The 16,076-nt window shown below is 54.1% G+C and carries 16 protein-coding genes and 3 tRNA genes; 15 read left to right on the top strand and 4 right to left on the bottom strand.

Annotated features, from left to right (window positions below; translation table 11 throughout):
- Nucleotides 1-136: 136 nt before the first annotated feature.
- Nucleotides 137-454: a hypothetical protein gene (locus tag B5F54_RS00675; RefSeq protein WP_087229039.1), complete on the top strand. Its 318-nt coding sequence runs from the start codon at nucleotides 137-139 to the stop codon at nucleotides 452-454.
- Nucleotides 455-590: 136 nt separating this feature from the next.
- Nucleotides 591-1,691 carry a DUF362 domain-containing protein gene (locus B5F54_RS00670; RefSeq protein WP_087229036.1) on the top strand — a complete coding sequence of 367 codons (1,101 nt, stop codon included), beginning with the start codon at nucleotides 591-593 and terminating at the stop codon, nucleotides 1,689-1,691.
- Nucleotides 1,692-1,764: 73 nt separating this feature from the next.
- Here B5F54_RS00670 and B5F54_RS00665 read toward each other — a convergent pair whose 3' ends face one another.
- From B5F54_RS00665 to B5F54_RS00655, 3 genes are all read right to left on the bottom strand, one after another.
- The gene (locus B5F54_RS00665) at nucleotides 1,765-1,944 is read right to left on the bottom strand and encodes a hypothetical protein (RefSeq protein ID WP_087229033.1); all 180 of its coding nucleotides are present in this window, start codon (nucleotides 1,942-1,944) and stop codon (nucleotides 1,765-1,767) included.
- A gap of 141 nt (nucleotides 1,945-2,085) precedes the next feature.
- A complete protein-coding gene (locus tag B5F54_RS00660; protein WP_087229030.1) occupies nucleotides 2,086-2,319 on the bottom strand; it encodes a hypothetical protein in 234 nt (77 codons plus the stop codon).
- A gap of 68 nt (nucleotides 2,320-2,387) precedes the next feature.
- Entirely contained in the window at nucleotides 2,388-3,560 is a 1,173-nt protein-coding gene (locus B5F54_RS00655) for a glycosyltransferase (protein ID WP_087229027.1), read from the bottom strand.
- Nucleotides 3,561-3,842: 282 nt separating this feature from the next.
- On the opposite strand from B5F54_RS00655, the gene hprK reads away from it, so the two are divergent.
- The 13 genes from hprK to B5F54_RS00585 all read left to right on the top strand — a co-directional run bounded on the left by hprK (nucleotide 3,843) and on the right by B5F54_RS00585 (nucleotide 15,817).
- Nucleotides 3,843-4,811 (top strand): HPr(Ser) kinase/phosphatase, encoded by a 969-nt coding sequence (gene hprK / locus B5F54_RS00650; RefSeq protein ID WP_087229574.1) that lies wholly within the window; start codon nucleotides 3,843-3,845, stop codon nucleotides 4,809-4,811.
- Nucleotides 4,812-4,959: 148 nt separating this feature from the next.
- On the top strand, nucleotides 4,960-5,712 hold the full coding sequence (locus B5F54_RS00645) for a phosphatase (RefSeq protein WP_087229024.1): 753 nt from the start codon (nucleotides 4,960-4,962) through the stop codon (nucleotides 5,710-5,712).
- A 27-nt stretch (nucleotides 5,713-5,739) separates the two neighbouring features.
- A complete protein-coding gene (murB, locus tag B5F54_RS00640; RefSeq protein WP_087229022.1) occupies nucleotides 5,740-6,648 on the top strand; it encodes a UDP-N-acetylmuramate dehydrogenase in 909 nt (302 codons plus the stop codon).
- A 67-nt stretch (nucleotides 6,649-6,715) separates the two neighbouring features.
- A complete protein-coding gene (rapZ, locus tag B5F54_RS00635) occupies nucleotides 6,716-7,573 on the top strand; it encodes an RNase adapter RapZ (protein ID WP_087229019.1) in 858 nt (285 codons plus the stop codon).
- A gap of 46 nt (nucleotides 7,574-7,619) precedes the next feature.
- Nucleotides 7,620-8,546 (top strand): DNA-binding protein WhiA, encoded by a 927-nt coding sequence (whiA, locus tag B5F54_RS00630; RefSeq protein ID WP_087229016.1) that lies wholly within the window; start codon nucleotides 7,620-7,622, stop codon nucleotides 8,544-8,546.
- Nucleotides 8,547-8,583: 37 nt separating this feature from the next.
- Nucleotides 8,584-12,063, top strand: coding sequence for a DNA polymerase III subunit alpha (locus B5F54_RS00625; RefSeq protein WP_087229013.1), 3,480 nt, complete (start codon nucleotides 8,584-8,586; stop codon nucleotides 12,061-12,063).
- A 161-nt stretch (nucleotides 12,064-12,224) separates the two neighbouring features.
- Nucleotides 12,225-13,193, top strand: a complete 969-nt coding sequence (gene pfkA / locus B5F54_RS00620; RefSeq protein ID WP_087229010.1) for a 6-phosphofructokinase — start codon at nucleotides 12,225-12,227, stop codon at nucleotides 13,191-13,193.
- A gap of 170 nt (nucleotides 13,194-13,363) precedes the next feature.
- A tRNA-Trp gene (locus B5F54_RS00615) sits at nucleotides 13,364-13,439 on the top strand.
- 3 nt (nucleotides 13,440-13,442) lie between these two features.
- Nucleotides 13,443-13,519: transfer RNA gene (locus tag B5F54_RS00610), tRNA-Asp, on the top strand.
- 4 nt (nucleotides 13,520-13,523) lie between these two features.
- Nucleotides 13,524-13,599 (top strand) — tRNA-Thr (locus B5F54_RS00605).
- A gap of 79 nt (nucleotides 13,600-13,678) precedes the next feature.
- Nucleotides 13,679-14,578, top strand: coding sequence for an SIR2 family protein (locus B5F54_RS00600; protein WP_087229007.1), 900 nt, complete (start codon nucleotides 13,679-13,681; stop codon nucleotides 14,576-14,578).
- A gap of 152 nt (nucleotides 14,579-14,730) precedes the next feature.
- Nucleotides 14,731-15,177 carry a hypothetical protein gene (locus B5F54_RS00595; RefSeq protein ID WP_087229004.1) on the top strand — a complete coding sequence of 149 codons (447 nt, stop codon included), beginning with the start codon at nucleotides 14,731-14,733 and terminating at the stop codon, nucleotides 15,175-15,177.
- 385 nt (nucleotides 15,178-15,562) lie between these two features.
- The gene (locus tag B5F54_RS00585; RefSeq protein WP_087228998.1) at nucleotides 15,563-15,817 is read left to right on the top strand and encodes a hypothetical protein; all 255 of its coding nucleotides are present in this window, start codon (nucleotides 15,563-15,565) and stop codon (nucleotides 15,815-15,817) included.
- A 7-nt stretch (nucleotides 15,818-15,824) separates the two neighbouring features.
- Here B5F54_RS00585 and B5F54_RS00580 read toward each other — a convergent pair whose 3' ends face one another.
- Nucleotides 15,825-16,040, bottom strand: a complete 216-nt coding sequence (locus B5F54_RS00580) for a hypothetical protein (protein WP_087228995.1) — start codon at nucleotides 16,038-16,040, stop codon at nucleotides 15,825-15,827.
- Nucleotides 16,041-16,076 lie beyond the last annotated feature (36 nt).

The following is a 16,076-nucleotide window of genomic DNA, read 5'->3' as shown; positions in this document are numbered from 1 at the left end:
TAGTTGACGGGCACCGGCGAGACGGATGCCCGTTTGCTTTTGAATCTCTATGCACTGCCTGGGATTCTCTGCATATTTTGGAAGTATGAAAAATCCAGGGAGATCGCTTCGGACTTTCGAAGGGAGGAACATCCACATGGTTGATGGAAAATACAGCATCGTCATGCAAACACCCATGGGGCCGGTGAATGGAACGTTGACACTTAAGACCGACGGGGAGCGTCTCAGCGGCATACTGGAGGCGATGGGCGGCCGGCATCCGTTTACGGGCGGCACGGTGCGGGGGGATGAATGCACCTTTACCAGCGTGTTCCAAACGCCGTTGGGCAAAATACAGCTTTCCGTCAAAGGGTTGATCCAAGGGGATGCTTTCCGTGCGACTGCCCGTACACAGATGGGGGTTATCACGGCTCTGGGGAAGCGCGTGCATTCCGGCGGCCAAAGGAAGGGATAAATTTTTAAATGTCCTAGGCAATGCCATTGTCAAGCAAACATGAGTTTGTTATAATAATAAAACTGATCGATGGAGTATTTGGCCAAGATGTGGCCCCCATGTTCGTGCATGGCGAAAAGACAAAGGAGGAAAAAACATGGAGAAAGCAAAGGTATATTTTACGGATTTCCGGGCCAGTTTAAACCAAAACCTTTTGCAAAAGTTGGAGAAACTGGTGGTAAAAGCTGGTATTGAACAGCTGGATTTTCAAAATAAATTTGCAGCGATTAAAATCCATTTTGGCGAGCCGGGTAACTTGGCCTATTTGCGTCCCAATTACGCAAAGGTGATCGTGGACCTGGTGAAGCGCAACGGCGGCCGCCCATTTTTGACGGACTGCAATACGCTCTATGTGGGGCGCCGCAAGAATGCGCTGGATCACCTGGACGCCGCCTATGAGAACGGCTACAACCCCTTCGCGACCGGCTGCCATGTCATCATTGCAGACGGCCTGAAGGGTACGGATGAAGCGCTTGTCCCGGTTCCGGACGGGAAATACGTGAAGGAAGCAAAGATCGGCCGTGCCATCATGGATGCAGATATTTTCATAACATTGACGCATTTCAAGGGCCACGAGGCAACGGGCTTCGGCGGCACCTTTAAGAACATCGGCATGGGATGCGGTTCCCGCGCCGGTAAGATGGAAATGCACAGCAGCGGAAAGCCGTTTGTCGATCAGGAGCTCTGCGTTGGATGCGGATCGTGCCAGAAGAACTGCGCGCATTCTGCGATCACGATCACGGACCGGAAGGCCAGCATTGACCACAACAAGTGTGTGGGCTGCGGACGCTGCATTGGCGCCTGCCCGATGGACGCCGTAAAATCGCCGGACGACGAGGCAAACGACATCCTCAACAAAAAGATTGTGGAGTATTCCGCGGCGATTCTCCGCGAGAAACCCAATTTCCACATCAGCCTGATCTGTGATGTTTCGCCGTTCTGTGACTGCCATGCGGAAAACGATGTGCCGATCATTCCGGATGTTGGCATGCTGGCCTCTTTTGACCCGGTGGCCTTGGATATGGCCTGCGCGGATTTGTGCAACCAGCAGCCTGCAATGGCGGGAAGCGTCATCGACGGGAAGCCTGTGCATGACCACTTCGATGCAACCCATCCGACGACCAATTGGCGCGTCACCATCGATTATGCAGAGGAGATGGGCCTTGGCACCCGCAATTATGAGCTGATCCGTATTTAAATGAAAGACAGAAAGGTACGCCCGGACATCGCTGAAAAGCCATGTCCGGGCGTATTTTTTGCATCCGGTGATTTTACGATTCCAATTTGTTATCCAGATAGGTGGCGAGCACCTCGAGGTCGGATACCGAATGGATATCCGCAGCCCGGCGGTTGAGCTCTTCCTTTACCTCCAGAGGGAGGGAATCGAAGTAGTTAGCCGCCGAGATATCCCCGTTGATGCCCTTGTTAAAGCCGCCATATCGGTTGTCCATGAAAACACCTCCGCAATGAAATTCGTATGCAGGGCATACGGATTCCCATCGTTCACCGGGATCAAACGCATATCATTCGATGCCGGTGGACTACTAGTATATGCAGAAGGGTTCCTGGGATCACAAGGGAACTGCTGGAAGTCAGCCCGCGTGTTCGGCGGGCGTCGGGCTCAGCAAGGACAGCACGTCGTCGACCGTCCTTCCCGAACGCTGTATGGCGTCATAGAGCGCGTTGATTTCCGCTTCACGCTTGGCGTTCAGCAGTTCTTTCCGTTTTTCTTCCAATTCAATGATGGTTTTCTTCCAGCGGGTAATCTGGGCATCCACCTTCATAATTTCGGTATCAAAGTCGATCCCCCTGCGGGCACGGGCCATGAAAAACATCTCCTTCTTCGTTTTCCATAGTATGGCTTCGAAAAAGGAAATCTATGCAGGGAAATGGGTCAACTTTGCGTGTGACGGCCGAGCGCCATTTCGTAGCAAGCGACAAGCGCCTTTGCCTGGTTGAGATCGGTCAGGCTGGCGGCAGTCTTGCTGACAAGCTTACGCATCAGGAGCTCCCCGTCTGCGTCGAGCTGCGCAAGCTTTTTGACAATATCTCCAAGTTCGTCGGACGTTTCATAGGAAAAGCCGTTGACACCGCTGATGATCAGGTCCGCGTTTGCGCTGGCTGGCCGCAAAATGACCGGCAAGCCGCTGGCAATGGCCTCGATCGGCGCGGCTTCCATGGTGATCGAATCCGAAGCGCTGACAAACGCCTTGCACACGGAAAAACATAGACTCAAATCGTCCCGCGTCAGGCTGCCGGCAAAAAAGACCTTGTCGCCAACCCCCAAGACGCGCGCCCGCTCGTGAAGCTCTGCCGCGTCCGGACCGCTGCCCACCAATATGAGCCGCAGATCGTCCCGGAGCGCGACAGCCTTGCTCCAAAAAGCGAGAAGGTCATCCACCCGGTTTTCCGCGCTGAGGCGCCCGGAAAAGACGAACCCCACTTTCCCGTCCGTCAGATGGAGCCGCGTGCGCATACTTTCCTTGGAAGGGTCGTCCAAGGGGCGGGGGCAAAACCGCTCCGTATCCACGCAATAGGGGATTGTATGGATTTGGCAGGGAAACAATGCTTGGACGGCTTTCGCGCATTTTTTGGAAGCGGTTGTAATGACATCCGAGCCGGATAGAATTTTTTTCATCAGTGTCTGTCCCTGGCGCTTGTTAAATAACACCGCGGGCCGGTTGGCGCCGTATCCCTCCAGGACGTCCTGCAGTTCGTGTATGGTGCACACGACCGGCAACTGGTGCTTTTGCGCATATTTGAGGCCAATACCGCCAATCTCTGTAAAAGTCTGAATATGAATCAAGTCCGGCGAAAATGCTTCGATCATCGGCATGAGGCCCGGCAGCTTTGAAACGCGAGCACTCTGGCCAAAGAGGCTGGCGCTCGGTTTCGCAGGGCAGCAAAGGATGCCGTCCTGCTCATAACAGTCGTCGGTTTCCGGGTCCGTTGTGACGATCAAGACCTCATGGCCCAGCTTGACCAACCCTTCCGCCAGTAGGGACACATGGGTGGCCGAGGCGCTCGCCTGGGAGAGGTAGGCTTCTAAAAACAGTGCTATTTTCATGTTTAACCATCCCTATATCGATTCTCTTTCCGATTTGGTTCGGAAAGACCGTTGAACGAAATGTACGTTCATTAAACAATATGACATCATTATAGCATATTCTCCATCCTCTGGGATAGAAAATCCTCCATATTATTTTAGGGATTTCCCTTTAAACTTCTCCAGGATTGATATATAATAACAACAGAGATTTTTATGGATGGCGCCAGGCCATCGGACCGATGGCAGCTTCTGGGAGGAGGTTGTCGATTGGAAAAGAAAAGGAAAGCAGGTGTATCTATGATGCCAACCAGTCAATTTCGCGTATCCCTTTCCAAAGTGATGCAGGAACTCTCTCTGGATGTCATTAATATGTGCGGCGACCCGGATAAAATTATGATCTCCTCCATGGACGTCAACCGTCCTGGTTTGGAACTGAACCGTTTTTTTGATTATTATGATACAAGCCGAATTGTTATTTTCGGCAACGCGGAGACGGCGTTTTTGGCGTCGATGGACCCGGCGGAACGCGCCAAGGTCCTGGACGAGCTGTTTTCGCAGAAGCCGCCGGCGGCGATTATTGCGCGCGGCCTGGAGCCGGCCCCGGAGCTGCTGGAGGCGACCAAACGGAATGATGTGCCGTTGCTGAGCACGCAGGAAACCACGTCCAGCCTGGTGGCGGCGTTGGTGCAGTTCATGAACGTGGAACTGGCGCCCCGCATCACACGCCACGGCGTGCTGGTGGAGGTGTACGGCGAAGGAATTCTTCTGGTGGGCGACAGCGGCGTCGGCAAAAGTGAGACCGCGATCGAACTGATCAAGCGCGGCCATCGCCTGATTGCGGACGATGCGGTGGAGATCCGCCGCGTTTCTGCGAAATCCCTGGTGGGTTCCGCGCCGAAGAATATCCGCCATTTTATCGAACTGCGCGGCATCGGGATCATCAATGCCCGCCGGATCTTTGGTATGGGCGCGGTCAAGGTGACGGAGAAGATCGATATTGTCATCAACCTGGAGATTTGGGACAATAAGAAAGTCTATGACCGCATGGGCATCGACAGCGAATATACGGAGATTTTAGGCATTAAGGTTCCGGTACTGACCATCCCGGTCAAGCCCGGCCGTAACCTTGCGATCATCATAGAGGTGGCGGCTATGAACAACCGCCAGAAAAAGATGGGCTATAACGCTGCGACGGAGCTCTTGGCCAGCTTGGGCATGGACGTCTCCACGCTGCAAGAGGATGAAAAGAAGCTCGAATTGGATCTATAAGAGGGCTTGATGCCGGTGGCGCGCAGCGGTTTGGATGCCGTCCCAGCGAACGGTTTCCGAATACAGCGATCAAAGAATTTCTCATACGGAGGCGGTTCTATTGCGCAGGACCGCCCCGTACATTTTATTGCATATGGAGCAGAGAACAATGAACATTATTGCAGATACCCATTGCCATACCCTGGCGTCCACCCATGCATACTCCACGCTCAGCGAGATGGTGCATGCGGCGGCTGTAAAAGGGCTGTACGCCATTGCGATCACGGATCACGGCGTAGCGATGCCAGGTGCCCCGGGAAAGTGGTACTTTCAAAATTTGGTGGTTGTTCCGCATAAGCTGGAAGGGGTTCTGGTCCTGCGCGGCGAGGAATGCGACGTGGTGGACTATGATGGGAATACGGACCTTCAGGACAGCGATGTGGACAGCTTGGATTGGATCGTCGCCTCAATGCACGATCCCGCCATGCCCAAGGGGCCGCATTCGGTAGAAGCCATTACAAACGCGTGGCTGAACATTGCCAAGAATCCGCATATCCAGGTCATCGGGCACAGCGGTTCCGCACAATTTCCGTATGACTATGAGCGCGTTATCCCGGAGTTTGGGCACAACGGCAAGCTAGTGGAACTCAATGAAGCGACATTCAGCAACCGCCGGAGCTCGGTGGAAAACTGTGTGCAGATCATGCAGCTCTGTAAGAGGCATGCGGTGCCAATTGTCGTCAATACGGATTCGCATTTTTCCGCCCGTGTGGGCTGCTTTGAAAATTCTCTGCGCCTGCTGGAAGAATTGGATTTTCCGGAAGAGTTGGTGGTCAATTCCAGTGTCGAGCGCTTTAAAGCCTATCTGAGAAAATATACCCAGGTGTATCAGGACCCGCTGTTGGAGCTGAACCTGCTTTGATACCATGTTTTGTGAGGGAGGAGCACGATGAACCAAATTGACATGCTTGGGAGAAAAGCCCTGGCCTTTGGGTGCAGTGTCGCCTATGAGGAGCCGATGAGCCGGCACACCACTTTTAAGATCGGCGGGCCCGCGGATCTCTTTGTCACAGCGCACAATGTGGCAATGCTGTCCGATTTCCTGCGGGAAGCGAAGGAAATGGACGTGCGCGTCCTGATGATTGGAAATGGCTCCAACCTGCTGGTGAGCGACGAAGGAGTCCGCGGCGCTGTCGTATATTTGGACGATGCGTTTTGCGACATCCACCAGCGCGGCGAAACGGAGCTTGTATGCGGGGCGGGCGTTTCCCTGGCAGGCCTTTGTAATTTTGCAAAAAGCCGCGCACTCAGCGGGTTGGAATTTGCCTGGGGCATTCCAGGCATGGCCGGTGGTGCGGTTTATATGAATGCAGGCGCTTACAATTGCGATATGAGCAGCGTCGTGTCGTCGGTCAGCCATGTTGCGCCGGATGGGACGTTTGGCATTTTATCCGGGGAATCGCTGCAGTTCGGCTACCGGCACAGCGCCTACATGGAAAACGGCTGCACGATCGTTTCCATGACCTTGGAATTGCAGCGTGGGGATGCCGATCAGATTGCCCTTCTGATGGAGGAACATTACAACAGCCGAAAGGCGAAACAGCCTTTGAATAAACCCAGTGCCGGCAGTGTGTTCAAGCGGCCGGAGGGCCATTATGCGGGCGCATTGATCGAACAGTGTGGACTCAAAGGGCGCCGTGTGGGCGGCGCTGCCGTCAGCGAAAAGCACGCGGGTTTTATTGTGAATTTAGGGGACGCCACCTGCAAGGATGTTTTGGAATTGATTGCGATCATCCAGGAGACCGTGCGCAGGGAGACGGGGGTTTCCCTGGAATGCGAGGTGCGGCTGGTATCTTGACCGGGCCGAAGGCCGCCCAGCGGCATTTCGTGCCCCGGATGTTTAGCAGGAAAGGATGCGAGTTTTCATGGAATTTTTAATCGTCACAGGCCTATCAGGGGCGGGAAAGTCCCGGGCAGTGGATGCGTTGGAGGACATCGGCTTCTATTGCGTGGACAATATCCCACCAAAGCTGATTCCCACCTTTTACGATCTGTGTGCCAAAGCGGGGGACACCTTTTCCCGCGTCGCGGTTGTCACCGACATCCGCGGGGGCGATATGTTCAGCAGCCTGTTTGAGACGCTGGATGATTTAAAAAATGAGGACAAGCATTACCGCATCTTGTTCCTGGATGCAAACGATTATGTGCTGATCAACCGCTTTAAAGAGACGCGCCGGAAGCATCCGCTGGCAGAGAACAACCTCGGCTCGCTGGAGCAGGCGGTCAAGCTGGAGCGCGAGATTTTGCGGCCGGTCCGGGAGAAGGCGGATTACATCATCGACACGTCGTTCCTCTCCCCGGCACAGTTGAAGGAGCGCATTTCCAATCTGTTTTTGGGCGATTCTTCGCAGGCGTTGATGGTCCATTGCGTGTCCTTTGGATTCAAGTATGGAATCCCTACCGAGGCGGACCTGGTCTTTGATGTACGCTGCCTTCCCAATCCGTTCTATATCGAGGAGCTCAAGCACCTCACCGGGCTGGACGAACCGGTGTACTCCTATGTGATGAAATGGGAGCAGACCAAGGGGGTTGTCCAGCGCTTAATCAGCCTGATTGACTATATGCTTCCGCTTTACTGCGACGAGGGGAAGAGCCAGCTGGTCATTGCCATTGGCTGTACGGGAGGGAAACACCGTTCGGTGGCGTTGGCGCAGCTGTTATACGACCATCTGTTGGAAAACGGGCACCGGACAAGCGTCAACCACCGGGACATCCAGAAATAATCCCAGCTGGCCTATAAAAAGCCCTGAGTGAAAAGGCGGTGAAATCGTGTCGTTCGCGGCAGATACCAAAAATGAAATGTGTAAATCGGTACCGCAGCGCTCCTGCTGCAGCAAGGCGGAGTGCTACGGTTTACTTTTGTTTGGCAGAAGCTTTTCGCGCGCTTCGGTCTGCATGGTGACGGAAAATGCCGCCGTTGCTCATCGGGTGGCACAGCTTGCAGCGCAGGTGGCGGGCGTCATTGTGGACTTGCGGAGCTCCATCTCCCGCAGGAAGGAAAATCGGAATACCTTTTCCGTTACGGTGGAGGGGGACGATCAAAGGAATCTCCTGCTGCATACCTTTGGCCATGAAGCGGGGGAGATCAACCTGCGCATCCACCGGAAAAACATCGTCTGCCCGGAGTGCTTGGCGTCTTTTCTGCGCGGAGCCTTTTTGTGCTGCGGGACTGTGACGGACCCAAACAAGGAATACCATTTAGAGTTTGTCGTCCCATATAGCAATCTGGCAAAGGACCTCTTGGTGGCCCTACAGATGTGCGGTGTGGAGCGCTTGCAGCCCGGGCTGACCAACCGCAAAGGCTCGTTTGTGGTTTATAGTAAGGGGATGGAACAGGTGACGGACCTGCTGACCTATTTGGGCGCTCCTGCGGCCGCCATGGAATTGATGCAGGTAAAAATGCTGAAAGAGGTCCGCAACCAGATCAACCGCCGGACCAATTTCGAGACGGCGAACCTGGATAAAACCGCGTCGGCTGCCGCGCGGCAGGTGCTGGCCATCCAAAAGATTGCGGAATCCACCGGATTGGGCGAATTGCCGGAGGAGCTGCGGGAGTTGGCGGAGCTGCGTTTGCAGAATCCAGAGATGTCGCTGCGCGAGCTGGGGGAGTCGCTTTCGCCGCCGCTGAGCCGGTCCGGCGTCAATCACCGTTTACAGCGCATTGTGGACTTGGCGGAAACCCTACCGGAGCGGTGAGGCATCCCTTTAAATAAATGGGAAAGGAGGAATTCTCATGTTTGCACATCTGCATTTGCATACAGAATACAGCCTTCTGGACGGCGCATGCCGGATCAAGCGCCTGTTGGATACGGCGGCGGAGCGGGGCGACCGGGCGGTTGCGATTACGGATCACGGCGTGATGTATGGCGCTGTGGATTTTTATAAGGCGGCCAAAGCGCGCGGGATCAACCCGATCATCGGCTGTGAAGTATATGTTGCCCAGCGTTCCCGGTTCGACAAGACGCGCGAACTTGATTCGGAACACCGCCATCTGGTCCTGCTCTGCGAGAACAACACCGGCTATCAAAACTTGGCGGCGATGGTCTCCAAAAGCTGGATTGAGGGATTCTACAGCAAGCCGCGCGTCGATTTTGAGCTCTTGGAGCAATATCATGAGGGGTTGATTGCCCTGTCCGCATGCCTGGCAGGGGAGGTCCCCCGGGCGCTGGTGGCCAACGATTATGACCGCGCAAAAGAGGCCGCCTTGCGCTATCGAGAGATCTTTGGGGACGGCAATTTCTTTTTGGAGCTGCAAGACCATGGGATTCGGGAGCAGAAGCTGATCAATCCGGCGTTGATCCGCCTGTCCAAGGATACGGGCATTCCATTGGTCGTGACAAACGATTGCCATTATATCCGGCGTGAGGATAGCAAGATGCACCATATCCTGCTGTGCATCCAGACGAACCACACGATCGAAGACAAGGACGGCATGGAATTCGCCTCGGATGAGTTTTACTACAAGTCGGAGGAGGAGATGCGCGCCCTGTTCCCCGACCATCCGGAGGCCGCGGACAACACCTGGAAAATTGCAGAGCGCTGCCATGTGGAATTTGAGTTCGGCAAGACAAAACTCCCGCATTTTGATACGCCCAATGGGCAGGAGAACACCGCCTATTTCCGGGACAAATGTTACGAAGGGCTTCATAAATACTACGGGGAGCATCCGGAGCAGTCGATTGTTGACCGGCTGGAATATGAGCTCGCCACCATCGAAAAGATGGGATATGTCAACTATTATCTGATCGTATACGATTTTGTCCGCTATGCGAAGAGCGTGGGAATTCCTGTGGGACCGGGGCGCGGTTCCGGCGCAGGAAGCTTGGCGGCCTATTGCATCGGCATCACGGGTGTCGATCCCATACGGTACAACCTGCTGTTCGAGCGGTTCCTGAACCCGGAACGGGTCAGCATGCCCGATTTTGACATCGACTTCAGCGACGAACGCCGCCAGGAGATGATCGACTACGTCGTGCGCAAATATGGCAGTGACCACGTGGCGCAGATCGTTACCTTTGGCACCATGGCGGCGCGCGGCTCCATCCGCGACGTTGGGCGCGCGATGGCGATCCCCTATGCCACGGTGGACGGCATTGCAAAGCTGGTGCCCATGGAGTTGAATATCACGCTGGAAAAGGCGCTGAAGGCCTCGCAGGAGCTGCGGCAGCGGTACGACACCGACCCCCAGGTGCATGAGTTGATCGACATGGCCCGTCAGCTGGAGGGGATGCCGCGCAACGCCTCCACCCATGCAGCGGGCGTTGTGATTACAGACCGGCCGGTGAGCGAGTATGTCCCGCTCGCAAAGAACAATGATTCCATCGTTACGCAGTACACCATGACCACCTTGGAAGAGCTCGGCCTTTTGAAAATGGACTTTTTGGGACTGCGTAATCTCTCTGTGATCCACGACGCGCAGGAGATGATCCGCACCAAAGTCCCGGATTTTCAGATTGAAAATATCTCATTGGACGACCCAAAGGTCTTCGACATGCTGTCCACTGGCTCCACGGACGGGGTATTCCAGTTTGAATCCGGCGGGATGCGCAGCGTGATTATGCAGCTCAGGCCGGAGCGTTTGGAGGACTTGATCGCGGTGATTTCGCTGTACCGCCCTGGGCCGATGGACTCCATCCCGCGGTATATCGAGTGCCGCCATCACCCGGAGAAGGTGCAGTTCCGCCACCCGCTGCTGCGGGATATTTTGGACGTCACCTATGGATGCATCGTCTACCAGGAACAGGTGATGCAGATTTTCCGGAGCCTGGCGGGGTATTCGCTCGGCCGCGCCGATATTGTCCGCCGCGCCATGAGCAAGAAAAAGGCGGACGTCATGGAAAAAGAGCGGCAGATTTTTATCTATGGGCTGGTAAATGAAGACGGCACCGTGGAGGTGGACGGCTGTATCCGCCGCGGCGTAGACGAGGAGACCGCCAAGGCGATCTTCGGCGAGATGGAGAGCTTTGCCTCCTATGCGTTTAATAAATCGCATGCCACGGCCTATGCGCTCTTGGCCTATCAGACTGCATGGCTGAAGTGCTATTATCCGCAGGAATACATGGCCGCACTGCTCACCAGCGTTTTGGATATGACCAACAAGCTGTCCGCCTATATTGCTGAGTGTATCCGCCTGGGCATCCACGTGTTGCCGCCCCATGTGAATCTCAGCCGGAATGGGTTTACCGTCGACGGGAAGGACATCCGCTTTGGACTGCTGGCCATCCGGAATTTGGGTAAGGGCTTTATCAGCGGCTTGTTGCAGGAGCGCGACCAAGGCGGTCCGTTCACCTCGTTTTATAATTTTTGCAAGCGGATGTATGGAAAAGACCTGAACCGCCGTGCGCTGGAAAGCCTGGTGAAATGCGGCGCATTGGACAATCTGGGCTATAACCGGCGGCAAATGCTGGAGAACGTCGCTTCCGTCCTCGAATCCCTAGAAGCGGACAAGCGCCGCAATGTGGATGGGCAGCTCGGCTTTTTCGATAGCCTGACGCCGCGCGCCGCAGAGGAAGAATTCGTGATTGGGCCCATGGCGGATCTGAGCATGGCGGACAAGCTGGCAATGGAAAAAGAGGTGACCGGCATGTATCTCTCCGGCCATCCCATGGCGGAATACTTGCCGGCGTATGGACAACTGCATGCGGCAAAGACCGGGGAACTCCTGGATGAAGATACAGGCCGCTATCACGACGGCGACCATGTGACACTGCTGGGCATTCTCACAAAGGTGCGCTTAAAGGTGACCAAAAACAACAGCACCATGGCGTTTGTCACCGTGGAGGACATGTTCGGCTCGATCGAAGCGCTGGTATTTCCCAATACGCTGACGCAGTATGCGGCGCTGATCACGGAGGGAAGCGTTGTGCAGATGCGCGGGCGGGTGAGCATGCGCGAGGATGAGGAGACAAAGCTCGTATGCGAGCAGGTGCTTCCCGCGCCGGACAAGGGTCGCATAGGGGATCATCCGTCCCCGAAGAAGTCCAAACGCCCGGGGTTGTATTTGAAGGTTCCCAGTAAGGAAAGCCCGCTGTATGAGAAGGCCAAAAAATATATTCTCGTATTTGACGGCCCCACACCCCTATACGTCTATTTTGAAGATACCAAAAAGCTGATGCTGGCCCCGACCTCGATGCGCGTGGATGTAAATGACGTGCTTTTGCGGGAGCTTTGTAAGGTTTTGGGCAAGGCAAATGTTGCTTTTGTGAAGGAATGAGTGAATTTTCCATATAGCGGATTCATTTATCCATATTTATGTCTTGATTAGTTCTTACAAAATACGCTATAATAGGGATAATTAGACAAAGAATCCTGTTTCAGCGTCAAATGGACGCGGCATTCTGAAATCAGTAGATTTTCTTTTAGGAGGATACGGTTATGAGTATGAAAAAAATTGGCGTGTTGACGAGCGGCGGTGACGCACCGGGCATGAATGCAGCAGTGCGTGCGGTAGCGCGTACTGCGTTGACTTCCGGTATGGAGGTTCTGGGCATCCGCAGGGGTTATCAGGGCCTGCTGAGCGGCGATGTGTTCGAAATGGATCTCCGCAGCGTGTCGGATATCATCCACCACGGCGGCACGATGCTGTATACAGCTCGCAGCAAGGAATACAATACGCCGGAAGGCGTCCAGAAGGCGGCAGATATGTGCCGGAAGCTGGGCATTGAAGGGGTTGTAGTCATCGGCGGCGACGGTTCCTTCCGCGGCGCGCGTGACCTGACGGGCGCAGGCATCCCCTGTGTCTGCATCCCTGGTACGATTGACAACGACGTTGCCAGCAGCGAATACACTGTCGGCTTTGACACGGCTATGAACACGGCTGTGGATATGGTGGACCGTCTGCGCGACACGACCGAGTCCCACGACCGCTGCAGCGTTGTGGAGGTTATGGGCCGCCGTTGCGGAGACCTGGCTCTGCTGGTGGGCATTGCCGTGGGGGCAACCGTGATCCTGGTGCCGGAGGTTCCGTTTGACTTCCAGAAGGATATCATCGACCGTATGCAGTTTACCCAGAAGACCGGCAAGAAGCACTTTATCATTGTTGTTGCCGAGGGCGTCGGCGGTGTGACCGAGTTGGCTCATAAGATCGAGGAGAGCACAGGTATTGAGACCCGTGCAACTGTGCTCGGCCATGTGCAGCGCGGTGGTTCCCCGACGTTGCGCGACCGTGTGGTGGCCAGCGAAATGGGGTATAAGGCGGTAAAGCTGCTGGAGAGCGGCCGTAGCAACCGCGTCATCGTTGTCCGTGAGGGCAAAGTGGTGGATCTCGACATCACAGAGGCGTTGGCGATGAAGCGTCCCTTTAACAAGGAACTCTATGATATTGCGCTGAAGATTTCCATCTAAAGCAGCCTACATAGGAATGTGCAAGGCGGGCGAAAACGGCCATCGGATTCGCCCGCCTACTCTTTCCTTTATCTGGCTGAAATTTTTTAAAAAAGTTTGCGAAAAACTATTGACAGTTTGTGTAGAAAATGCTAGAATTAATCTCGCGCTTGAGGGTACCGCAAAGAAATAGGGGTATAGCTCAGTTGGTAGAGCAGCGGTCTCCAAAACCGCGTGCCGAGGGTTCAAGTCCTTCTGCCCCTGCCATACGGCTCGGTAGTTCAGCTGGTTAGAACGCTAGCCTGTCACGCTAGAGGTCGACGGTTCGATCCCGTTCCGAGTCGCCACTTTGCTGCTATGGCTCAGTCGGTAGAGCACATCCTTGGTAAGGATGAGGTCACCAGTTCGATTCTGGTTAGCAGCTCCACAAAAAATCCAGGAACCATTTTAGGATCCTGGATTTTTTGCTATTTATATTAAAAAATTGGAGATAGGGGGATAGGCAGATGGCGAGTGCAATTTTTGTCGGCAATGGTTTGAACCGTTGTTATCCGGTCTTACATTCCTGGGGCGGTATGTTGGACAGCCTGGCGGAACGGCTAGGGGTGACAGGGAAAAGCAACGCCTCCTTTTCCATGGAATTCGAGCGCATCGCGAATGCTGCGTTAAAATCCCGCTGCTTTACGGGGGATAGGGCATTTTGGCAAATGAAATCCGATATTGTGGGGCCCATGCTGGATCCCCAGAAAAAGCCGCAGCTGCTTCAGAAGCGCTTGATGGATTTGCCGGTCCAGGAGATCCTGACGACCAATTACGACTATATGCTGGAATATGCGGCGGACCCTCATTTTTTCGAACATGGGGTAAAGTCCGGGAGTGCGGAAATCCGGTATAGCCTTTTCCGCAAGCAGGCCGCCGGCGGGAAGACCATCCGCCACATCCATGGGGAGGCAAAGGCCCCCTCGTCCGTCTGCCTGGGGTTTGAACATTATGCAGGCGCCTTGGAAAAGTTGCGCAGCCTGTTGCTTGCGCATGAAAAGGGTGCAAGGGATGTGGTGTTGTTTAATCTTCTGCGGGGAGATCGGGAAAGCACAGGCAGCTTTGCAGAGCTCTTTTTTACCCATGACCTATTTTTTGTGGGATATGGTTTGGACCGGGTGGAGATGGACGTTTGGTGGCTGTTGACCTACCGGGCTTTTTTGATGAATGCCAATTACCGTGGAATGGCTCCTTTTGTAAAAAATCGGATTGTGTTCTATCGGGTGGGAACGGAGACGGAAAGCTTTTTACAATTATGTTCCCTGTTGGACAGTCTGAATGTAGAAGTCGTTTGCATGGAACCGCCGGAAGGAAATTACGAAGCAGGCTATTTACAGATATTAGAAGAGATTCAAGGGCAGCTGTGAAGCTGCCTTTTTTCGAAACCGATCCGGCGAGGGGATGAAGCTGGACCTCCTTGGATGGAAATGGAAAATTTTTGGAAAATACTTGAAGATTCTGGGAGATTCCTGTATAATCATTCTTCGCACGACTTTAAAATTAGGAAGGGACTGTTATTGTGGACGAGATCGAACAAATTTACTCCGGAGAGCTCTACCGGCCGTTTCTTCTTTACTGTGAACGGCATCATTACAAAACCATGGCGGATCTGGCGCGATGCCGGTTTGATCAGCTGGCGGCCTCGGAGGGCCTTCCGCCGCGCTTGGTGAGCCGGATTAAGACGATGTTCCTGATGTATGTCAAACAGCATACGGAGGCGTTCTTGATCGACCGTAGGGCGTCCAGGCCGGCTGCAACGCAGCAAAAGGCGCAAACAACCTCCAATTTGGAAGGGGAACTGGAGAACTTCTTTAAACAAAATCCAGACCGTTTGATCCGTATGCCGGAGGTCACAAAAGCACTCAGCGGAAAGGTGAAGCGCAGCGAGGTATTGGACATCTTGGAGCGTTCCGATTGGTGCAAAGTGGTGGATGGGACCACCTTCTTCTATTCTTCGGGATGTTGATCGATTCCCACACAGAGAGCTGTTTTGGCTCTCTTTTTTCTTTTCTGCGCAAGTGCTGTTGCGCAACGAAGAGGCCCTCTTTCCAAAGATTGGGAAAGAGGGCCTCAGGCGCCGGTGCTTATGTTTGGGATTCGGGCCTTGTAGGAGGATAGAAAGAAGGGAAGAAGGAGTCCGGCGATTCTTTAAAGCGTTTTACAAGGTCGTCTTGGAGCGTCCCAGCGGCCTTCGGTTTGCGCATCCACGAAGGTTCCGGGTTTTCTTTTGGGTTCATACAGTGGTACACATTCATTTTTACAACCATGTTTCACACCTCCATCCATAGTTTATTCGGCAGGGATGGATTGGTGTCCAAAACGAACAAAAGGAGAGAAAGGGGAAACGATCTATGAAGCGTTATTTTTTCAGGGAGCACAAATGGGACGCAGTAAACGGCCTGTTTGGCGGGCAGAAGGACTTTGATCCACGCCGTTATGAAACGTATGAGGAATTGGAGGTTGTACAACAGGACGACGGCCGTTTCTCGGTATGGGGGAATTTTGCAGAGGACACGGACCTGTTGCGGGATACCCGCAAGGACACACAGGGGCTTTTCGCCGCAGTTGCGGCTCTCGCGGACGAAGTGGTGGTCGAAGAGGGTTGACGGGCATTTAAACAGGACCAGTTTCACGGAGAAGTTGGATTTTTTCCATAGTAGCGTGGTACTGTTGGAGCTGTTCCCGCAATACGGCCAGCTCAATCTTCGAATCTTGGTCCGCAGCGGATAAAAAGGAATCCTCCATCAGATGGATGTTCCTGGCACAGCGGAATTCCATCTGGTGCAGCGCCTCACAAATGTTTTCCAAGTCGGCGTTGTTTAGCAGCATCACCATACCTCCTTTTCAGACAGATTTGTCGTTAGT

The sequence above is a fragment of the Anaeromassilibacillus sp. An250 genome, assembly GCF_002159845.1.
Lineage (GTDB): Bacteria > Bacillota > Clostridia > Oscillospirales > Acutalibacteraceae > Anaeromassilibacillus > Anaeromassilibacillus stercoravium.
Note: the sequence above shows the minus strand (reverse complement) of the source record. Positions and strands in the feature narration are given on the sequence as shown.